This is a genomic window from Desulfobaculum xiamenense (genome assembly GCF_011927665.1).
Taxonomy (GTDB): Bacteria; Desulfobacterota; Desulfovibrionia; order Desulfovibrionales; family Desulfovibrionaceae; genus Desulfobaculum; species Desulfobaculum xiamenense.
On the sequence record NZ_JAATJA010000001.1, the window covers coordinates 1,448,450 to 1,467,029 of the forward strand.

The following is an 18,580-nucleotide window of genomic DNA, read 5'->3' on the forward strand; positions in this document are numbered from 1 at the left end:
TCCACTGTACCATCAGGGAAAATCAGCATTCCACCGCAACGACGGAGCGTCCCATGACACTCTATCCGCAGATACTTGGCGTGTACTCCATGACCAAGTCAACGGATGTCGGCCACGGAACCACGCAAGGCCATCACACCCAGACCACCTACTGGTACGTCCGCAGGCTCGACGACGACACCTACGAGGTGCAGCCGCTCAACGCCCGACACGTCCCGTCCGGGCTTCGCAACGCCCTGTCCAAAGGTGACTTCATCACCGTCTACGCGCCGGAGCCACGCTTCTACGAGCAGCGCACCATCCCGGCCCTCAAATCCTTGCGGGACAAAATCCAAAAGGGCGAGGAGCACTACGCGCAGGGCAAGCTCGACGACGCCGAACGCGAATTCCTCAAGGCGCTCATGATCGACGAGCTCAACGTCGAGGCGAACATGGGCATCGGCTCGGTGTATGCAGACAAGGGAGAATTCCAGAAGGTCAGCAAGGTTCTGGACATCCTGCTCAATCAGGACGCCAGCTTCGTGGAGGAACAGCGCGTGCGCTTCAACCGCTTCGGCATGAGCCTGCGCAAACAGGGCATGCACGAAGAGGCGTTGCGCTACTACAGCAAGGCACTGGAATACAACGATAAGGATGAGAACTTACACTTCAACATCGCACGCGCCTATTTCGATACAGGACGCAAGGATGAGTGCATCACCCATATCAAGGCAGCCCTAACCATCGCCCCAGACATGGAACCAGCCGCAAAATTCCTGCGCTACGTCGAAAAACGCGGCATTACAAACAAATAGACACCATCTACGCCATTACTGCTTCCACCGTGGCACATATAATGCTAGTATTCCCCAAAAGCTGTTTGCAATGTGGCAGCTTTTTCCTCCTTGATGCAGGCGGCCCGGTCCCCCAACCAGGCCGCCTCTTCAATTCGCAAACCAGCCGCCCACGCGAAGATGCCGGAGCGTCCGATGAACGCTCCGGCATCTTCGCAGGTTCGCCCTGATTTCAATTCCATCCGCCCTACCGAAACACCTCGCCCGTCCCGACAATGCCTGCGCAGTTGCAATCCCCGCCGTAACGCTGACTGTAGCCAAGCCGCGTGCGCTTGCAGGTCACCACCCCATCGCGCAACACGATCCAGATGCCGCCGTAATACCAGCATTCATACAGGCTCCCGCCCGCACGGTTCTGACGGCTCGCGCGGGCCGTGCCAAGCAGGGAAACCACGTCGTCGCGCGTCATCCCCGCCTCGACGAAGCGCATGGCCTGCTCGCCGAGGAGTGCGGCATCCTCCACGCGACGGTCATGTTCGGCCTGCACCTCCTCAAGACTGCGCAGCACCTGCGCCTGTTCCCGCCGAAACTCGGGGAGTTCCTCGGGCTGAGCCTCGCCAATGCGGCGCTGAAGGTCGATGGCCCGGTCTTCGAGAGCCCGTGCGGCGTCGGCCCGGCGGGTCACCTCCTCAAGGGCGCTGCGCTCGCGCGCGGCACGTTCCAATCCGCGCGAAAGGTCTTCCGGATTCACCTCGGCCCGTACCTTCACCCGCACGGCAAACGCTCCGTCGCGCAGCAGGAATTCTTCCTCCACAATCTCCACGCGCATGGTCGCCGCGGCATAGGTACGCACCTCGTCGCGGGTCAGGGCAAATTCGCTCATGCCCGTCATCACCTCAACATGCGTGCCCACCCGCTCCGCCACCTTGCGCTTGGCCTCCAGAAAAGCGATGCGGAGCGCCTCCGCGCGGGTGTCGTTGTCGCCCATCACGTAAATATGCTCCGCTTCCAGTAGCTCCGGCCCCACGGTCCCAGCGCCGAAACATGGCGACACGAATGCAAACATCACGAGCAATACGCAATGCATACCAATCCATTTCAGCCATTCTGTACGCTTGTGGTGATTCATGCCAGTACGGCATGCAAGACACGGTCCGGAACCAACACGAATAGCACGACGGCTCACAGCGTGATTTCCATATCCTGCGCCATGGCGAAGCATTCCATATCCACACCTTTCTCATCAAGAATGCGTCGGCAATCGGCGACAAGCTCATCGACTGCGTCGTCCGATCGTTCCTGATTGATGTGGAACAATCCGAAGCGCTTGACCCCGGCGCGAATGGCGAGGTCCAGGGCGTGGTGATACACGGAATGCCCCCACCCGCGGGTCAGGGCCTCGTACTGCTCAAGGGAATACTCCGCATCATGCACGAGCAGGTCCGCACCACGCGCGAACTCCACATAGTCGTCGAACGCGAGGCCGCCGTCATGAGCGAAATCCAGCTCGTTGTCCGTCAGGAAGACAAAGGACCGCCCCTTTTCCTCGAAGCGGTACCCAAGCCCCTTGTTCGGATGATTAACGGGAATAGAGGTGATGCGCATGTCCGAGATGCGGATGTCCAAATCGCACGCGTCCACATGCGTAAGCGAAGACAAAAGCGCCTTGTACGGCACCGGAAAATACGGCGCGCACATGACACCTTCCAGCAGGCTGGCCATGGTGCCCATGCCAAACGGACATCCGTAGATAGCCATCTTCGTCTTCGGGGAATAGACAGGCTTAAAGAATGGCAGCCCCTGCACGTGATCCCAGTGCAGGTGCGTGAACAGCAGCGTATACTCGAAGCGTCCTTCGGCGAGCATGCGATTGCCGAGACGGCGCATCCCGGAACCGGCATCGACAATGATGATGTCATCCCGGGACGAGCGAACCTCCATGCAGGTCGTATCTCCGCCATACCGGACGTACTCCGGACCGGAGACGGGTATCGACCCTCTGGATCCCCAGCATCGTATGTACATCGCCCTCCACCCCGGATTCACGCCGCGGCACGGATGAACGAACATTCATGGCTGTCGGCCGAAACCAAACACAACCTGCCTCGCTTGACTCTAGACGAAATACACGGGCATTACAATGCGTTTGCGCATTTCAGGTGGCAACCGCCCCTCATCATTTCATGGCAATCCGCAAAAAGGCCGCCAGCACCAGAAAATATCCGAAATCAACAAAACGCACTGGATACTGCATACGCAAAATCTCTTGCGCATCTCACGTCCTTCATTATCATTGGTTTAATACACCACAGATGGCCACCAATCTTCCGCAAAGCGGAGCACACGCCATGCACAAGCTCGATGCATCCATTGACGCGCCACCGATTCTCGAACGAGAGGCAACACTCCGGCGTCTGCGGGGCGACCGCGAGTTTCTCGCTTCGCTCTATGAAATCTTCCTCGAAGACATGCCGCGCCGCGCACGAGAACTCCGCGAAGCCACCCGCACACGCGACTTCTCTGGCATGAGCCGCTCCGCCCACTCCCTGCGCGGAGCCGCAGCCACGGTGGGCGCACTCGCCCTGCGCCAGCATGCCGAGAATCTCGAACGTTCACTGCGCGAAGGCGGCATCGATGCGGCGCTCCCCCTGGTGCACGACGTCCTCGCCATGAGCGACACCACCCTCGAATCCATTGCAAAGGCGCTTGCCCTGCGCTAGACGTCCCCCACGGCGAAAAGCGCCGCACAACACGCAACGCAAACGGATTCCGCCATGAACGACATCAAGGAACTCTCCATCAACCGGGTCGCATGCTCCAAATGCATGGGCTGCGTGGAAATGTGCCCGGAAATCTTCGCATGGAACGAGCACGATGAGGAAATCGTCCTGCGCAGGCAGTGCGTCACGCAGAACGAGGTTTCGGAAGCCATGGCCCTGTGCCCGCGCGACTGCATCGAGCTCTCGGACCCCTCGGCCGACTCGCCCTGCCTCCTGCCCGACCCGACCAACGACTGATCCGGCTCCACCAACGCGAAAGCCCCCGACCATCACATGATGATCGGGGGCTTTCGCGTTGCGCTCCACTCGTCGCACCGTCGTCCGCTACGTGGCGTCGCCATCGCCTCCGCGCGGCGGAGTCGGCTTCGGCGTGCAGGTGTGACAACAACTGCCGTAGATGAATTCACTATAGGCGTAGAGGATACGGCGCTCGCGCTCCAGATGGGCTTCGTCGAGTTCCCGCGCGGGATGCTCGCGCACCAGTGCGGGCAACGCATCGTACCGCGCAATGGCACGGACGCCCGTCTCGATGACCGTGCCGCCATGGGACTCGATCAGCAGTGCTTCGCGGGTGTCGGTCACGACTGCGAGGGGGACCGCGCCCCCCGGATACAGCCGCGCCGCGGCAACGACCTCGCGCTCGTAACTGCCGGGCTGGCCGGGCACGAAAAACACGAGCATGAGCGGACGATCTGCCTCGTCATGGACCACGATGTCCACGACTCGGCAATAGGGAGTGCCATCCACGGAAAACTCGATGCCGACCTTGGCCCCGAGACGCTCACGCGGGTAGCCGAGTTCCTCGACGAGCATGCGGGCCATGGCCTGCCGGAATTCCTCGTACGAGGTTTCCTCGACATTCTCGCCCGAGAGATAGTCCCTCACCACCCGTCCGAGGCTCGTCTCATGCATGCCAGCCTCCGATAGCGCGCCCCCGTGTCCGCGAAACTACGAACGCTGTATGCGCGCGGCGTCGCCGGGCATGACGCCACACGTCACGTCGGACGCGACGCCGGGCATGGCACCGGGCTTGCCAAGTTCCGCCCACGAGATAAGCCGCTCCTGATTTTCGTTGTCCTTCATGGCCTTGTGCAGGCGGGAGAACAGCGGCAAATGCGGACGAGCCTTGGCGAAGGCCACGCGCGCCACTATGTAGAGCGGGATGAAAAAGAAGCTATTGCCGACGGTATCGCCCACCGCGGGCACCGTGAAGGGCAGCGGGAATTCCACCTCCGAAAAGCGGAAGCTCATCCACCCGAGCACAAAGGGCACGGGCCACAGGCTAGAGGCGAACAGCGCGATATGCGAAAAGAAATTCCGACCGAAGGCCTCGTTCGCCAGCGAGTTGCAAGCCTTGTAGCTCGCCTTGTCCTTCATGCCGATGGCCTGAACGGACAGGTTGTGCTGATGGACCATCTCCATGTTGATGGCCGCGAAGTGCCGGCGGTTGAGGTGATAGGCTCCGGCGAGCGACAACTCGCCCACGACCGTACATCCGATCACCAGCAGGACCATGCCCATGAAATAGGCCACCAGCGGATCAACGGGCAACCGGAACAGCACGATGAGCACCGGGTCGAAAAGGTAGTTCAGCCTCTGGAAGGATTCTATCACGTCATTTCCTCTGCGGTGCCGCGACGTCCGCGCCGCGAGGGGCGGAATTCGACACCATGCGGGCAGTGTTCTGCGCAGGCAGTCCCTGCCGCTGTTGAAAAGGGCCAGCCGGGGAGGTCCGGCCGGCCCTGCATTACGTCATTATGCCTGCGCGTTCCTTAGAACGGGGGCAGCAGGCTGTAGCCGAGGAAGCCCTGCGAGCTGTAGCGCACGCCCACGTACACGGCCAGCACGATGAAGAGGCGCTTCAGCCAGATGTCGGGGATGTACTTGGAGGTACGCGGTCCGATGGTGGAGCCGATGACGATGCCGACAAGCTCGGCGCCGATGAGGCCCCATTCCACGGAGGTGCCCTTGAGGAGCATGTAGGAAGCGATGGAGTTGACCATGCCCACGAAGACGGCCATGGCGGAGGTGCCTGCCACGAGGTACATGGGCAGACCGGCCACGGAGGTCAGGAAGGGCACGAGCAGGAAGCCGCCGCCAACGCCGAGGAAGGACGCCAGCGCCGCGATGACGAAGCCACCGCAGATCGGAACCAGCGGATTGAAGTGGAACTCCACGCCGAAGAAGGTGAACTCGCAGCGGGTGGGGGTGAAGGTCTTCACCTTGACGCCCTGCGCTTCCATGTCCACGTTGCCGGACTTCACGCTGGCCTCGAAGGCCTTGGCGGCAGCCTTGGCTTCCTTCTTCTTGTTCTGCGCCTTGGGCGTGGTCTCGTAGAAGAGGTAGCAGCCAAGGAAGAGCACGAACAGGCCGAAGTAGCCGAGGTAGGCCTTCAGGCTGATCTTACCCGCGGTCAGCCACGGCACCAGCCAGGAACCGGCCACGGAACCGATGGCCAGGGCGAGGCCCAGCGGAGCCACCAGACGTCCGGCGCGGTAGTAGTTGAAGGTCGACAGCGCGGCGGAGCAGCCCACAAGCCACTGGTTGGACACGCGGATGGAGTCGGTCACGACCTTGTTGAGGGCCATCTGCTTGCCAAGGCCCTTGGCGTAGTCGCCGAGGCCGTAGATGGTGATATGGCCCACACCGGCCATGATGCCGCCGAACGCGCCGACGGTGGAGAAGATCCAGCCCACCCAGATCGCCCATACCAGACCGACCAGAACGTTCAGATCCGGCGCGCCGGGAATGCCGAGGTATCCGGCCGGGGCAGTGGGATCGATTTTCTGGGCCTCGATGGCCTGGGCAACGGCGTCGGAGAGCCTATCGGCCCACGCCGCCTCCTGCGTGCAGAGCACCACGGCCACCGCAAAGAGCGCCAGCAGTGCAGGGTTCATCTTAAATTTCACAGTGCCACCCTCCTTGAAGGTTTACGAAATAACAGCCACCTAGCGCAATGCGCGCTTGAGTAGCATCTTTTGTCCGTGCCGCTCCCGCGTCGTGCGGGACGTCTCGTTGGGCGACACGAACTCCAGCGCATGCGTCGTGCATGCCGTCACACAGGCGGGCTTGAGGCCCCGGTCGATCCTGTCCATGCAGAGATCGCACTTCATGACCTTGCCCGCCGTCTCGTCCCACTGGGGGATGTTCCAGGGACAGGCGATGATGCACGCCTTGCAGCCGACGCACAGCTCCTGATCGACATACACGATGCCGTCCTCCCGCCGCTTCATGGCCTCGGTGGGGCATGCCGCCACACACCATGGCTGTTCGCAGTGGAAGCATGGCATGAACAGATTCATGATCTTCGGACGCCCCGCCCTTTCAAGCGGGCCGACCGTCACCATCTGCCCCAGGCGTGCCCCCGGTGGCACCAGATTCTTCTGCTTGCAGTGCACTTCGCACGCGTTGCAGCTGATGCACCGATCCTGGTTGGTCTTGATCATGTACTTGCTCACTGCGCATTCCTCCCGTCTCTGGTAAAAGAACCGAAGACAATCATGTGCGATCCGCGACGTCGTCCCGAGCGTCCCCGCGCCGACGTTTTGGCGTTCGCATGACTTTATCCGTTTAAATCAGTTGGAGAAGACACCGTCAATCGACCCCGCACAATATGTGATTTCTTTCACATGAAATACAAAAGGCTTTACGGCTTTTGCCTCCCCCTCCCTGCCGTCCGCCTGCCGACGACAGAAGGCCGACAACCCCATTCTATACTATTTCCCTGACCAACATTCAGCACTTTTCGCTCGGAACCCCGAAAAAGGTACACCTTGCGGGGCACGGCGAAGCATCCCGCTCCCCGCTCCTCCCCACGTCCGCGACAGACCGGAGCGTTCCGACACGCCTCCACGCCCTTCGAAAGGCACCGACCTTCGTGAATTTTCACGCACCATTGAGGTGCTCCGCATCGGTCCACAGCACACCGATGCCGTCCCATGCCGCTCTCACAAAGAAAGGGCCGGCCCACAGGACCGGCCCTCGACGGGTGTCCAGCCCGTCACCCCCTAGCGCATAAGCTGACGGCCTGCTGCGGCCGCCATCTCGAAAACGGGACCCGGCACGGCGCCCAGCAGCAGAATCGCCGCCGCAAGCACCGTTCCCCACACCCGGTTCATGATGCCGACATCCACGGGCCGCAGCCGCGAGGCATCCTCCGGCTCCACCGTGTAGGCGTGACGCACCAGACCGAGATAGTAGTAGATGGCGATGGCCGTATTGACTGCGGCCACGATGACGAACCAGTTGTAGCCGTGATTCCACGCGCTGGTCAGCAGGAAGAACTTGCCGATGAATCCGGCGGTGGGCGGCAGGCCAACAAGAGCGAAGGCCGCCACGGCGAGGACCAGCGCCATGTAGGGCGAACGCCGATACAGGCCGTTCAGGTCGTCCAGAGAGACGTTTCGCCCGTTCTCGGCGGTCTTGCAGATCACCCAGAAGCAGGTGAGGTTCATCAGGATGTAGACGAGGCTGTAGAACGCCGCAGCCGCGAGGCCGTCCGCCGTCCCGGCGACAAGGCCAAGCATCACGTAGCCCGCGTGCGACACGCTGGAGTAGCCCAGCATGCGCTTCACGTCACGCTGGGCCAGTGCCGCGAGGTTGCCGATGGTCATGGACGCCGCACCGAGCACGGCGAAGATCATGGTCACCTCCATGCCGGGCTTGAGCAGCGCTGCCAGCCGCACCAACACCACCACGGCACCGAGCTTGGGCAGCGTGGCCACGTAGGCCGCCGTCTCGTTGCTTGCGCCCTCGTACACGTCCGGACACCAGAAGTGGAACGGGAACAGCGCCAGCTTGTAGAACATGCCCGCGAGGAACATGGACAACCCGACGACGCCCATGGGATTTCCGGCCCACGACCAGTCGGCCTGCGCGAGGTCGGCGAGGTAGCTCGAATGCTGCCCGGCGAGGATGTAGGACAAACCGTAGAGCGAAATGGCCGTAGCCACCGCGCCGAACAGGATGTACTTGATGCCCGCCTCCGCCGCCGAGCGCTCCGAGGCCCGCACGGGGATGATGGCGTACAGCGCATAGGACGAGATTTCGAGAGCCACGTAAATGGTGATCAACTCGGCTGCCGAGGCGAGGAACATGAGTCCGAGGGCGGAGAAGGCAAGGAACATGAAGTAGTCACTCTGCTTGTCCTGCTCCAGCGTAACCTGCCGTGTGGCGTTGAGCGTGCCGATGAAGAAGCCCACCGCCACGGCGAGCTTGAAGAACTGGGACATCATGTCCACTCGATACGCGCCATGGAAGAGCATCCCCTCGGCCCCCATGCTGGCGAGGGACACCGCGATGCCGACGGCCGCGCCCCACGGCACCCACGAGGCGTCGTTGCGCAGTGTCGGATGACGGCTGATGCTCAGGGCGAACAGCACGACGAGCAGCACTATCTGATACAGTTCCGGCAGAAACAGATCGGGGCGGATGGGCACTGGCTTTTCTCCTGTTTGCGGATACTGCGGCCCCACCCTGCTGGCAGGGCCGCGTCATGGCAAACGCCTGTCGTCTAACGTTCGGCCAGCGTGACCGGCAGTTCCGGCGCGTGGTCCGCAAGCGTCCTCGCCTCGGCCGGTATGGCCGCCGCGCGGACGCGGAAGTCCGAAAGCAGCTTGTCGATGGACGGGTCGATAACCTTCATGCACAGCCCGGGAGCGAGGCCGATGTACAGCACCAGCACCGCCAGCGGAGCGAGGTACACCCACTCGCGCACTCCGAGATCCCAGAAGTGCCCGCCCGGAACGGACGTGGGCCGTCCCCACGCCAGCTTGAGGCCGAGGCGCAGCATGTACGCCGCGGCGATAAGCGCGCCGGGGATGGCGATGCCGCCCACCCAGTAGTTGGCCTCGAAGGCCCCGAACAGCACCAGCGCCTCGCCCACGAAACTGTTGGTCCCCGGGAATCCGAAGCTCGACAGCGTGAAGAGGCCGAAGAAACCCATGTAGATGGGCAGGTACTTGCCAAGGCCGAGGTTGTCGGAAATCTCGCGGCTGTGGCTGCGCTCATACACCGCGCCGACGAGCATGAAGAGTGCGCCGGTGGTGATGCCGTGATTGAGCATCTGCATCAGCGCGCCCTCGATGCCCCGCGCGTTGAACAGGAAGATGCCGAGCGTCACGAAGCCCATGTGGCCCACGGACGAATAGGCGATCAGCTTCTTCATGTCGTGCTGGCCCAGCGCCGCCAGACCGCCGTAGAGGATGCTCGCCAGCGAAATGGCGATCATCATGGGCGCGAAGTACTCGCTCGCCGCCGGGGTCAGCGGCAGGCAGAAGCGCAGGAAGCCGTAGGTGCCCATCTTCAGCAGCACCGAGGCCAGATACACGGACCCGGCGGCCGGAGCCTCGACGTGCGCGGCAGGAAGCCAGGTGTGGAACGGGAACATGGGGCACTTGATCGCGAAGGCCAGCGCCATGGCGAGGAAGGCCCAGAACTGGAAGGTGAACGAGTACTGGCCGTTCATCAGCTCGGGGATGGAGAAGGTGCCGGTCTGGTAGTAGAAGGCCACGATGGCCACCAGAAGCAGCGTGGACCCCGCCAGCGTGTACAGGAAGAACTTGATGGACGCATAGCGCCTGCGAGGTCCGCCCCACACCGCGATGAGCAGGTACATGGGAACGAGCATCGCCTCCCAGAAGAGGTAGAAGAGCACGAAGTCCAGCGCCACGAACACGCCCACGCATGCCGCCGTCATCATGAGCAGGCACACGTGGAATTCCTTCACCCGCTTCGAGATGTAGGTCCACGAGCACAGTGTGCACAGCGGCAGAAGCAGGATGGTCAGAAGGACCATGAACAGGCTTATGCCGTCCACGCCCAGATGGTAGTTGAGGTTCCAGTGGGCAACCCACGGCGAAAGCTCCTCGAACTGCATTCCGGGCAGGCCGAGGCGAAAGCCCAGAAGCGGCGTGGCGAGCATCATCTCGCACAGGCCCACCACCAGCGTGAACCAGCGGACCATGCTCTCCGTGCGGAAGAACGCCAGAAGCAACGCCGCCGCCAGCGGAAAGAAGATCAGATACGTGAGAACCGGATAGCCTGCTTCGATCATACGTGTCCGCTCCGTTTCTTGGGGCCTAGGCCCAGAACCAGACCACGGCGAAGATGCCGAGGCCCAACAGTGCAGCAAGGGCCAGATAGTCCTGCAATCGTCCCGTCTGCGCCTTGGCCGTGGTGCGCCCTATGCCGCGCACGGTGTAGGCGGTGCCGTCCACCACGCCGTCGATGGCCTTCACGTCGAACCAGCCAGCGCTCGCGGCGAAGGCCATCAGTCCGCGCAGGCCGATCGCCCGGTAGACATTGGTCCACAGGCCGTCAATGGCGGCCAGCGGAATGCAGATCACCCACATCACGAGCTTCCCGGCAAGGCGGTACACCCAGTCGAAATCGAGATTGCGCGAGGGGTGAGGCTTGATGATGTTGCGCATGAGGTAGAAGCCAAGACCGGTGAAGCCGAGCAGCATGAAGGCCTGCAACAGGTTCCACGCGGTGTAGGGCACATAGCCCACGTCGAAGGCGGCCAGCGTATGCGCCACCTCGGGAATGCCGTGCCCGTGCCCGCCGGTCAGCGGGAAGGGAAGCAGCCTGTAGAGCATCTCAGGGTACACGCCCATGAGGAAGCACAGCGTGCCGCCGCCGAACATGGCGATGTACATGTTGATCGGAATGGGCTTGAGCACGCGGGTCTTGTCCTCGGGCTTGCCGCCCCAGAAGGCGAAGTACGGCAGCTTGATGCCCACCGAGAGGAACGTACCCACGGCGGCCACCTCCATGCCCAGCGCCAGCCATGTGTGGTGCGCCTCGGCCGCTCCGGCGATGGTCATGGTCTTGGACACGAAGCCGTTGAAGAACGGCATGCCCGAGATCGACAGCCCCGCCACCACGTAGCAGATCATGACCAGCGGCATGCGCGAGGCCAGCCCGCCCAGTTCGGAGAGCTTGGCCGTGCCCGTGGCGTAGAGAATGGTGCCCGCACTCATGAACAGCAGGCCCTTGTACAGGATGTGGGCATAGGCGTGGGCGCACGCGCCGTTCATGGTCATGGCGGTGCCGATGCCGATGCCCGCGACCATGTACCCCACCTGCGAGACGATGTGGTAGGACAGGATGCGCCGGGCGTTGTTCTCGATGGTCGCGTAGAAGACGCCGTAGAGCGTCATCACCACGCCCATCACCGCGAGGATCTCCCACGAGGCGAAGGCCCGCGCCAGCACGTACACCGCCGTCTTCGTGGTGTAGGCGCTCATGAACACGGAGCCGGTCACCGTGCCTTCGGGATAGGCGTCGGGCAGCCATGCGTGCAGAGGCACCACGGCGGCGTTGACGCAGAATCCGAGCAGGATCAGCCAGTCATAATACTTGGCCGCGGACGGATCGATGTGCGTGAAGGCGAAGGTGCCGATGTCGCCGTAGCGCAAAAGCAGCCCCGCCAGCAGGAACAGCCCGCCCAGCGTGTGGAACAGGAAGTACCGGAAACCCGCCCGGGTGGAGGTGTCCGTATTGTTGAGCCAGACGAGGAAGGTCGAGGCCACGGACATGATTTCCCAGAACAGGAACAGGGTCAGATAGTCGCCCGCGAACACGCAGCCGAACGCGCCGCCCACGTACGAGGCCGCCGCGATGTGCTGGTACTTCTCCTTCAGGTGCAAAGCGAAGGTGAAGCCCAGAAGCGCCTGCACCGCGAACACGTGCGCAAACACCACCGAGAGCTTGTCCACGCGCCCAAGCACCAGCGGCTCGTCGCCCCACAGGTAGTGGATGGGCATGAACTCGCCCGGCGTCATCATCAGCACGCTGGCGATAGCCAGCACGGGCGCGGCGATAAGCATCCACTTCCAGCCCTTGCGGGGCCACACCGGGAGTAGCGCCGCAACGCCGAAGAACCAGATCGCCGGATGCAGGAAGCTACTCGTCTCTGTCATAGTAGTCCTCGGGCTTGCCTAAGATTGGGAAGACGATCTTCTTGAGGATAACGGTCATCACCACCGCGAAGCCGCAGCCGAACGCCGCCCAGAAGCCGGGATAGGCGTCCAGGCCGAAATGCGGCTCGTGCGGGTGGATGAACACGTTGAGGGCGACGAGAATGCCGAGCACCACGAACAGTGCCTTCTTCCACGCCGCAGCGCGCAGCCTCTGCCAGGACAGCCAGTTGCCTATGCGTTCCCCGAGCATGGGCTAATACCCTCCGAAGACCATGATGAAGTTCAGAAACGTCTCGGGATACAGGCCGAGAAACACGCTGATGGCGGCGGTCAGGCACAGAGGCACGACCATCGTCGGCGGGGCCTCGGTCAGTTGCGCCACCGCTGCGGCATCCTTCGGCTTGCCGAAGAAGGCCTTGAAGGTGATGGGCGCGAAGTAGCCCGCGTTCAGCAGCGTCGAGGCGAGCAGCGCACACAGCAGCACCATGCGGTTGATGTCCACGGCACCGTTGATCATGTACCACTTGCTCACGAATCCGCAGACCGGCGGCACGCCGATCATGGACAGCGAGGCGACTGCAAACGCTCCGTAGGTCCACGGCATGCGCCGTCCGAAGCCGCCCATCTCGCTGATCTTCTTGGTGTGGCTGACCACGTAGATAGCGCCAGCCCCCATGAAGAGCGTGATCTTGGAAAAGGCGTGGTGGGCGATGTGGGCCAATCCGCCCTGCACGGCCAGCGGAGTCAGCATGCACACGCCGATGACGATGTAGGACAACTGGCTCACCGTGGAGTAGGCCAGCCGGGCCTTGATGTCGTCCTTGGTCAGCGCGATGAGCGAGGCGGCCACGATGGTGAACGCCGCGAGGTAGGCCGTGGGGATGCCGAGGAACAGCTTGTCCATGACATCCACGCCGAAGCCCGAGAGCACCACGCGCGACACGGAGAACACGCCCGCCTTGACCACCGCCACCGCGTGCAGCAATGCCGAGACCGGTGTGGGTGCGACCATCGCCGAGGGCAGCCAGTTGTGGAACGGCATGAGCGCCGCCTTGGCCAGACCGGCTATGTAGAGGACATAGGTCACGGTGACCGCCACCGGATGCTCGGCCACCACCTGCGCCGGGAACATGCCCTGCACCACGTCGCCGAGGTGGAAGTCCAGCGTTCCACACAGCACGTAGGTCATGACCATGGCGGGCAGGAAGAAGAGCTTCGAAGTGCCGATGAGGTACACGAAGTACTTGCGCGCGCCCTCGAAGGCCTCGTCATCCTGATGATGGGCGACCAGCGGGTAGGTGAACACCGAGATGATCTCGTAAAAGAGATACAGGGTGAATACGTTGGCGCTCATGGCCACGCCCACCGCGCCGAAGATGGCGATGGCGAAGCAGAAGTAGTAGCGCGTCTGCGCGTGCTCGTTGAGCGAGCGCATGTAGCCGATGTTGTAGCTCGTGACCCAGAACCACAGGAATGTGGCGACGAGTCCGAAGATGAGCGTCAGCCCGTCCACGCAGAACTTCACGTAGATGCCGTCGAGCAGCGTGAACATGGTGAGCGTCCATATCTTGCCCGCCATGACAGCCGGGATGAAGCTCAACATGCTGACGAAGGCCACGATCGCCGCGACGAAACTCACGCCCTCGCGCGCGTTCTCGTCGCTACGCATGAACCAGATCAGGAACGGCGCGACGAACGTGGCCGCGAGCGGTATCAGAAGGCGATAGCTTTCAATGTACTCTGGCATGTGACTACCCCTTCAGATCGGAGATTTCCTGGCTGCCTTCGGTGCCGAAGCGCTTGGCCACCACCAGGATGATGGCCAGCACGAGGGTCGCCTCCGCGGCGGCCAGTCCCATGACGAGCAGTGTGGACAGCTGCGCCAGCGTCGCGGACGCGGGGGTCAGCTGCCCCGCGGCGACGATGGACAGCCCCGCGCCATTGAGCATGAGTTCCACGCAGATGAGCATCCCGACGAGGCTCCTGCGATGGATGATGCCGAAAAGGCCGATGCCCAGAAGCGCGAGTGCCACCAACTGATACAGAACGAGCGGGGTCATCTGCCTCTCCTCCTCTCCCACGCCAGCAGCACCGCGCCGGCCATGGCAACCAGCAGCACCGCCGAGATGAGTTCGAACGCCAGAACGTAGTCCTCCATGAGCGCCCGCCCCAGTTCCTGAATGCCCACTTCCTTCGGCATGCCGATGGAGACCTGCGGCGCCTTTACGCAGATGAAGGCGAGAATCGCCGCCGGGGCTATTCCGGCAAGGAAGGCCAGACCGGCCTGCCGTGGCCCGCGGCTCTCGTATTCCTCGCCCCCGACCGGTGCGCGGGTGAGCATGATGGCGAAGAAGATAAGGATGACCACCGCGCCCACATAGATGAGCAACTGCATAAGCGCGATGAATGGCGCGTTGAGGACCAAATAGAGGCCGGCCACGCCGAACATGGTCAGCACCAGCCCAACCATGGCCCGAACCAGATTCCGCGCCAGGACCGCCATGAAGGCCCCGGCCAGAATGACCAGTACGTACAGGGCGAAGAGAAGCTTGGCTAAGATAACCGTTTCCATCGAGTGTCAGGCCTTCCTCTGTTGTGCGCGCGGCGCGCGCGTTGGTTGACTCGTTGCCGGAACGCCGGGCATCCGGACCTATCTGTCGCCCTCGCCCTCTCCGGCCTGCTCGCGCAGGCGCGCCAGCAGGTCGTAGACGAAGTCGTCCTGACTGTATCCTGCGATGTACACGTCATTCGAAAAACGGATGGACTTGACGGGACAGACCTCGACGCAGGTGCCGCACAGGCTGCACAGGTTGTAGTTCAGCTTCCAGCGCGACGGCGTCTTGGCCGGTTTGGCCATGGGCGGGGCCTTCTTTTCCCCCACCTCGCCGAGCATCTCCTTGGGTGCGTCCGCGCTCGCGCGGGCGGGCTCCTTGGGTTCCTTCTGCTTGACCACCGTGATGCAGCCCGAGGGGCAGCTCGTCACGCACAGCATGCAGCAGATGCAGCGCGGAACCGCAGGCTCCTTGGGCTTGCCCACCAGTTCGATGTGTCCGTGATAGGTCTCAATGTTGTCCACGGTCTTACGGGGGTAGTGGATAGTCAGCTGCGGGCTGACGTAGTTCTTCCCCGTCACCTTCAGACCGACCACCAGACTCCACAGTCCCTTCACGGTGTCGCTTACGGCCTTCACGGTCTTGCACGCGTTCATTGGCTAGGCACCCTCGCTCTGTCTTCGCCGTCCGAAGGGGCGGCGGGTGTTGCGACTAGACGTAGTAATTGATGGAAAAGAGCTTCACCAACGCGGCCGTGACCAGCAGGTTCAGGATGGCCAACGGAATGAGCCACTTCCACGCGATGTTCAGAAGCTGGTCGAAGCGCACGCGGGGGTAGGTCCACCGGAACCACATCATCACGAAGATGAGGGCGTAGACCTTGAGGAGGAACCACCACCAGCCGTCCGCCACCGGTCCCCGCCAACCGCCGAGGAACAAGGCGGCGGCCACGCCGCACACCACGATCATGTTCGCGTACTCGGCGAGGAAGAACAGGCCGAAGCCCATACCCGAGTATTCCGTGTGGAAGCCAGCCGTCAGTTCCGACTCCGCCTCGGGCAGGTCGAAGGGTGCGCGGTTGGTTTCCGCCACGGCGCAGGTGAAGTAGATGATGAACGCCAGCGGCTGCGATGCGCCGAGCCACTCCCACGGCCAGCTGCCCTGCGCTTCCACCACGGTGGACAGGTTCAGGGTGCCGGTCATAAACACCACGGTAAGCACCGAAATCAGGAGCGGAATCTCATAGGCCACGCTCTGGGACACGGCACGCGCCGCGCCGAGGATCGACCACTTGTTGTTGGATGCCCATCCAGCCAGACACAGCGACAGCACGCCGATGCCGGAGAAGGCGAGGATAAGCAGGATGCCGAGGTCCAGCTTCTGCACCACAAGGATGTCGCCCCACGGAATGGGCAGAAGCGTCACGAACACGGGCAGGAAGGCCAGAAACGGCGCGGTCCAGTAGAGCATCTTGTCCGCGCCCTCGGGCACGAAGATCTGCTTGGCGATGAGCTTCACCGCGTCGGCCACGGTCTGGAGCAGTCCGTACGGGCCGACCTCGAACGGGCCGGGACGCCGCTGGAAATGGCCCGCCACCTTGCGCTCCATCCACACCAGCAGGACGGCGTTCACGCCGACGAATGCGGCCAGACACACCAACCCCACCACGATCTGGAAAAGCTGGAGGGGCACGCCGTAGATCATGTTGGCGGTACTCATCTGTCGATCTCCGGGATGACGAGGTCAAGACTTCCGAGAATGGACACGGCGTCCGCGAGCATCGTGCCCGTAGCCAACTCCGCGAACAGGCTCAGATTGCAGTAGCCGGGGGCGCGCAGCTTGATGCGGTAGGGCGTCTTGCTGCCATCGCTCGCGACGTAGATGCCGATCTTTCCGCGTGCGCCCTCGGTGGCGGCGTAGCATTCGCCAGCGGGGGCCTTGAAGTTGGGCTTTGGGGCCTTCTTGGAGATATGCTTGCCGTCCGCGCCGGGCAGTTGATCCAGAGCCTGCTCGATGATGCGCATGCTCTGCTCCATCTCCTCCATGCGCACCAGATAGCGGGCCATGGCGTCGCAACCGTGCTCCACGGGAATGCGGAAATCGAAGCGGTCGTAGATAGAGTACGGCTCGTCGCGGCGGCAGTCGTAGTCGATGCCGGACCCACGGCACACAGGACCGGTCGCGCCGTAGCGCCTGCACATGTCCTTGTCGATGATGCCGATGCCCTCGACGCGCTTGCGCAGGATGATGTTTTCGGTGACGAGATCGCGGTACATGGGGAAACGCTCGCGCTCGTAGCGAATGAAGTCCCGCACGCCCTGTACGAAGGCTTCGCTCACGTCCGCCTTCACCCCGCCGAAACGGTGATAGCAGTAGGTCAGCCGCGAGCCGGTGGGTTCCTGAAGCAGGTCCAGGATGATCTCACGATCCGCGAAGGCGTACATGATGGGGGTAAACGCGCCGAGGTCGAGGAGATAGGCCCCCCACCACAAGAGATGCGAGGAAATGCGGTTGAGTTCCGTGGCGATGACGCGCAGATACTCGGCGCGCTCGGGCACCTCGATCTCCGCCAGCCGCTCCACGGCGAGCACGTAGGTGTGCCCCCAGCCCATGGCGTGCAGGTAGTCCGTCCGGCCCATGTTGGGCAGGAACTGCCACCAGCTCTTTGTTTCGCCCATCTTCTCGTGCATGCGATGGATGTAGCCGAGTACCGGCTCCGCCCTGCGGATGTACTCGCCCTCCAGTTCGCAGATGATGCGCAAAACGCCGTGGGTGGAGGGATGCTGCGGTCCCATGTTGATGATCATGGTCCCGCTGTCCGGCCCCTGCTCGAAGTGCCGGCAGTAGGAATCCCCCTGAAGTCTTTCGTCAAGCTTGAGCATATGGCGTCATCCTCTTTCGGCGCGCCGTGCGGCCCGCCAAGGTTTCGGAACGCTCCTTCGCAGGTCCGGCCCTAGGCCTCCTCGCCGTCCTCTCCGGCGGCCCCTTCGGCGTCGGACTCGGCGGCCTTTTCCGCAGCCTGTTCAGCGGCGAGCCGGGCGGCCTCGCGGTGCTCCTCCATGGCCCGCACCACGGGATGATCCGCCGCGCAGTGCACGAGGTCCGTGAAGCTGAACACGTCGAGCATGGACACCCGCTTGGTAGCGTCCTTGACCAGCGGCTTCTCCTGCATGTCGTCGGGCAGCAGCAGACGGCTCGGATTGGGATTGCCCCGGAAAACCACCGGGTAGAAATCCATGCATTCGCGCTCGTGCCACTCCGCGCCCTGATAGATACCCGCGATGGAGGGCAGCTCCGGCGCGTCGTGCGGGACGACGAGCTTGAGCGTGATGCGCCCGTGGCGCTCGTAGTGATCGAAATGATAGAGGACGACGTAACCTTCCTGCATGTCCATACAGGTCACGTCTTCGAGGAAGTACCCTTCGGCGAGGATGCGACGCACCGCCGGGCGCAGCATGGTCGGCTCCAGCAGGATGCGCCAGTGCTGACCGGTGCGCACGGGGTCACACGCCGCGTTGCACACGCTCGTGAGGTCGTTGAGCCACTGCATG

At 62.8% G+C, this 18,580-nt stretch carries 21 protein-coding genes; 3 read left to right on the plus strand and 18 right to left on the minus strand.

Features of this window, described 5'->3' with window-relative positions; translation table 11 throughout:
* The first annotated feature begins 53 nt into the window (after positions 1-53).
* A complete protein-coding gene (locus GGQ74_RS06615) occupies positions 54-794 on the plus strand; it encodes a tetratricopeptide repeat protein (RefSeq protein WP_167940706.1) in 741 nt (246 codons plus the stop codon).
* 44 nt (positions 795-838) lie between these two features.
* On the opposite strand, the gene GGQ74_RS06620 is transcribed toward GGQ74_RS06615, so the two are convergent.
* The 3 genes from GGQ74_RS06620 to GGQ74_RS06630 form a co-directional block, all read right to left on the minus strand.
* Positions 839-1,015, minus strand: a complete 177-nt coding sequence (locus GGQ74_RS06620) for a hypothetical protein (RefSeq protein WP_167940707.1) — start codon at positions 1,013-1,015, stop codon at positions 839-841.
* Positions 1,016-1,020: 5 nt separating this feature from the next.
* A complete protein-coding gene (locus GGQ74_RS06625) occupies positions 1,021-1,761 on the minus strand; it encodes a hypothetical protein (RefSeq protein ID WP_209280078.1) in 741 nt (246 codons plus the stop codon).
* 194 nt (positions 1,762-1,955) lie between these two features.
* Positions 1,956-2,714: an MBL fold metallo-hydrolase gene (locus tag GGQ74_RS06630; protein ID WP_245168134.1), complete on the minus strand. Its 759-nt coding sequence runs from the start codon at positions 2,712-2,714 to the stop codon at positions 1,956-1,958.
* 407 nt (positions 2,715-3,121) lie between these two features.
* Here GGQ74_RS06630 and GGQ74_RS06635 point away from each other — a divergent pair, with 407 nt between their 5' ends.
* On the plus strand, positions 3,122-3,493 hold the full coding sequence (locus GGQ74_RS06635; RefSeq protein ID WP_167940710.1) for an Hpt domain-containing protein: 372 nt from the start codon (positions 3,122-3,124) through the stop codon (positions 3,491-3,493).
* 54 nt (positions 3,494-3,547) lie between these two features.
* Positions 3,548-3,790, plus strand: coding sequence for a ferredoxin (locus tag GGQ74_RS06640; RefSeq protein WP_167940711.1), 243 nt, complete (start codon positions 3,548-3,550; stop codon positions 3,788-3,790).
* 87 nt (positions 3,791-3,877) lie between these two features.
* On the opposite strand, the gene GGQ74_RS06645 is transcribed toward GGQ74_RS06640, so the two are convergent.
* From GGQ74_RS06645 to GGQ74_RS06715, 15 genes are all read right to left on the minus strand, one after another.
* Entirely contained in the window at positions 3,878-4,465 is a 588-nt protein-coding gene (locus tag GGQ74_RS06645) for a type I restriction enzyme HsdR N-terminal domain-containing protein (protein ID WP_167940712.1), read from the minus strand.
* A gap of 36 nt (positions 4,466-4,501) precedes the next feature.
* Positions 4,502-5,167 carry a hypothetical protein gene (locus GGQ74_RS06650; protein WP_209280079.1) on the minus strand — a complete coding sequence of 222 codons (666 nt, stop codon included), beginning with the start codon at positions 5,165-5,167 and terminating at the stop codon, positions 4,502-4,504.
* A gap of 158 nt (positions 5,168-5,325) precedes the next feature.
* On the minus strand, positions 5,326-6,450 hold the full coding sequence (locus tag GGQ74_RS06655) for a sulfite exporter TauE/SafE family protein (protein WP_167941026.1): 1,125 nt from the start codon (positions 6,448-6,450) through the stop codon (positions 5,326-5,328).
* A 51-nt stretch (positions 6,451-6,501) separates the two neighbouring features.
* Positions 6,502-7,011 (minus strand): 4Fe-4S dicluster domain-containing protein, encoded by a 510-nt coding sequence (locus tag GGQ74_RS06660; RefSeq protein WP_167940713.1) that lies wholly within the window; start codon positions 7,009-7,011, stop codon positions 6,502-6,504.
* Between the two features lie 549 nt (positions 7,012-7,560).
* Positions 7,561-8,991 (minus strand): NADH-quinone oxidoreductase subunit NuoN, encoded by a 1,431-nt coding sequence (locus GGQ74_RS06665; RefSeq protein WP_167940714.1) that lies wholly within the window; start codon positions 8,989-8,991, stop codon positions 7,561-7,563.
* Positions 8,992-9,065: 74 nt separating this feature from the next.
* Entirely contained in the window at positions 9,066-10,607 is a 1,542-nt protein-coding gene (locus tag GGQ74_RS06670) for a complex I subunit 4 family protein (protein WP_167940715.1), read from the minus strand.
* A 25-nt stretch (positions 10,608-10,632) separates the two neighbouring features.
* Entirely contained in the window at positions 10,633-12,477 is a 1,845-nt protein-coding gene (locus tag GGQ74_RS06675) for a Na(+)/H(+) antiporter subunit D (protein ID WP_167940716.1), read from the minus strand.
* Positions 12,461-12,727: a PIN domain-containing protein gene (locus tag GGQ74_RS06680; RefSeq protein WP_167940717.1), complete on the minus strand. Its 267-nt coding sequence runs from the start codon at positions 12,725-12,727 to the stop codon at positions 12,461-12,463. The genes GGQ74_RS06675 and GGQ74_RS06680 overlap by 17 nt, the downstream gene beginning before the upstream one ends.
* Before the next feature lie 3 nt (positions 12,728-12,730).
* Positions 12,731-14,224, minus strand: a complete 1,494-nt coding sequence (locus GGQ74_RS06685) for a monovalent cation/H+ antiporter subunit D family protein (protein ID WP_167940718.1) — start codon at positions 14,222-14,224, stop codon at positions 12,731-12,733.
* Between the two features lie 4 nt (positions 14,225-14,228).
* Positions 14,229-14,537, minus strand: coding sequence for an NADH-quinone oxidoreductase subunit NuoK (locus GGQ74_RS06690; protein ID WP_167940719.1), 309 nt, complete (start codon positions 14,535-14,537; stop codon positions 14,229-14,231).
* Positions 14,534-15,049 carry an NADH-quinone oxidoreductase subunit J family protein gene (locus tag GGQ74_RS06695; protein WP_167940720.1) on the minus strand — a complete coding sequence of 172 codons (516 nt, stop codon included), beginning with the start codon at positions 15,047-15,049 and terminating at the stop codon, positions 14,534-14,536. The genes GGQ74_RS06690 and GGQ74_RS06695 overlap by 4 nt, the downstream gene beginning before the upstream one ends.
* Before the next feature lie 78 nt (positions 15,050-15,127).
* Entirely contained in the window at positions 15,128-15,685 is a 558-nt protein-coding gene (locus GGQ74_RS06700) for a 4Fe-4S dicluster domain-containing protein (RefSeq protein WP_167940721.1), read from the minus strand.
* Between the two features lie 55 nt (positions 15,686-15,740).
* Positions 15,741-16,748 (minus strand): NADH-quinone oxidoreductase subunit NuoH, encoded by a 1,008-nt coding sequence (gene nuoH, locus GGQ74_RS06705; protein ID WP_245168135.1) that lies wholly within the window; start codon positions 16,746-16,748, stop codon positions 15,741-15,743.
* Complete coding sequence (locus tag GGQ74_RS06710; protein WP_167940722.1) at positions 16,745-17,911, minus strand: NADH-quinone oxidoreductase subunit D; 1,167 nt, start codon at positions 17,909-17,911, stop codon at positions 16,745-16,747. Before GGQ74_RS06710 ends, nuoH begins: the two co-directional genes overlap by 4 nt.
* A gap of 71 nt (positions 17,912-17,982) precedes the next feature.
* Entirely contained in the window at positions 17,983-18,579 is a 597-nt protein-coding gene (locus tag GGQ74_RS06715) for an NADH-quinone oxidoreductase subunit C (RefSeq protein ID WP_167940723.1), read from the minus strand.
* Position 18,580: the final 1 nt, after the last annotated feature.